The sequence below is a fragment of the Okeania sp. SIO2B9 genome, assembly GCF_010672505.1.
In the GTDB taxonomy this organism is placed as follows: Bacteria; Cyanobacteriota; Cyanobacteriia; order Cyanobacteriales; family Microcoleaceae; genus Okeania; species Okeania hirsuta.
In genome coordinates this window covers 1-1,632 of sequence record NZ_JAAHGK010001512.1, presented here as the reverse complement: position 1 = coordinate 1,632, position 1,632 = coordinate 1, and the positions used below count along the sequence as shown (strand labels likewise).

At 36.5% G+C, this 1,632-nt stretch carries 4 protein-coding genes and 1 pseudogene; all 5 read right to left on the bottom strand.

What is annotated here, in order from left to right:
- Positions 1-111, bottom strand: a pseudogene (gene rplE / locus F6K13_RS32170) (50S ribosomal protein L5); the annotation flags it as partial.
- A 64-nt stretch (positions 112-175) separates the two neighbouring features.
- Positions 176-544, bottom strand: a complete 369-nt coding sequence (gene rplX / locus F6K13_RS32165) for a 50S ribosomal protein L24 (protein ID WP_124145121.1) — start codon at positions 542-544, stop codon at positions 176-178.
- A complete protein-coding gene (gene rplN / locus F6K13_RS32160) occupies positions 545-913 on the bottom strand; it encodes a 50S ribosomal protein L14 (RefSeq protein WP_124145122.1) in 369 nt (122 codons plus the stop codon). It lies immediately after the preceding gene.
- 92 nt (positions 914-1,005) lie between these two features.
- A complete protein-coding gene (rpsQ, locus tag F6K13_RS32155; RefSeq protein WP_124145123.1) occupies positions 1,006-1,254 on the bottom strand; it encodes a 30S ribosomal protein S17 in 249 nt (82 codons plus the stop codon).
- A 114-nt stretch (positions 1,255-1,368) separates the two neighbouring features.
- Positions 1,369-1,530: a hypothetical protein gene (locus tag F6K13_RS32150; protein ID WP_375340692.1), complete on the bottom strand. Its 162-nt coding sequence runs from the start codon at positions 1,528-1,530 to the stop codon at positions 1,369-1,371.
- Positions 1,531-1,632: the final 102 nt, after the last annotated feature.

Genomic DNA, 1,632 nt, shown 5'->3' with positions numbered 1-1,632 from the left:
CAATGTTACTTTAACCAGTTTTGGTACCTGGTGAATATTTTTATACTTAAACTGCTCCATCATTTTGGGAACAATTTTTTCTTGGTAAAAATTCTTTAGTCTTTCTGCCATAGTTTTAGTAACTATATAGTTTAGTAAATTTACTTAGTAATAAAGTAATTTGATTTTGGTCTGTTTAATCAATAATTTCTCCTGTTTTTTTGAGCTTTCGCACTTTGCGACCATCATCTGTAAATGTATAACAAATGCGACTAGCTACTTTTTCTTTGCTAGAGTAGAGCATAACGTTAGAACTATGAATCGGAGCTTCAATGGTAACAATTTTACCTGACTCTCCTTCTTGCTGAGGTTTAACGTGCTTTGTTTTGACGTTAATTTCTTTCACTACAACTTTGCTAACTTTTGGCAACACCTTCAGAATTTCGCCTACTTTGCCTTTATCTTTTCCGGCAATTATTTGAACTGTGTCACCTTTCTTAACGTGCATCTTATAGCGTATAGGTTTTCCCTGTGCGCTCATTTGAGATTTTTTCTTTTTAGCCATTTACAGTACCTCCGGTGCTAGGGATACGATTTTAGTAAAATTTTTGTCTCGTAATTCACGAGCTACTGGGCCAAATACACGAGTCCCTCGTGGATTTCCATCCTGGTTGATAATTACTGCTGCATTATCATCAAATCTAATGCTCATACCAGTATCTCGACGTAAACCTTTCCTAGTACGGACAACAACAGCTCTCACTACATCTGACTTTTTGACAGCCATGTTAGGAGATGCGTCTTTGACTACAGCTATTATAACGTCACCTATACGAGCATAGCGACGATTGCCACCACCTATTACACGGATGCACATTAATTTTCGGGCACCGCTATTATCAGCTACATTTAATATGGACTGTTGTTGAATCATTGCTGTCTCTGTGATGTTTTATAGATGTGTTAGAATTAAAGTTAATTGATTTGTTAATTTTAATAGTTTTATTCGACCAATAAAACCAACCATTAACTAATCTTGGAATTTAGGATTTCAGCAAGTTGCCAACGTTTAGTACGACTCATGGGACGAGTTTCTGTAATCCGAACGCGATCGCCTTCGTTACATTTATTTTCTTCGTCGTGAACTTTATATTTTTTAGTTTTCACGACTGTTTTGCCGTACTTCGGGTGAGCAGACCTGTTTTCGATCGCCACCACTATTGTTTTGTCCATTTTGTTGCTGACAACTACACCTACTCTTTCTTTAGCTGCCATAATTTTCCTTGTTTTATGAGTAATAAAGTGTTCTTTAATTTTCCCGATAAATACTTGTAAAATGTCAACAATTAATAATTTACTAATTGCAACACATATTAAGTTTTTAATTTTTTATTCTGGACTATCTGCTGTTTCAACAGATGTACTTGAAACTGATGCTGCTACTTCTTGAGTAGAAGCTTCTGCTTCTTTAACTAATTCTCGTTCTCTTTCTATTGTTAACAATTGAGCCAGTCGATGACGATTGTATTTAAACAGGTGAGGTTTTTCCAACCTTCCGGTCGTTGCTCGCTATTGCTGGAGCTGATGGGGATGTGCCAGAGGCAGAGATGAATTGGTTAATAAATCATCAACGAATGGTTGGCGCTCCTGAAG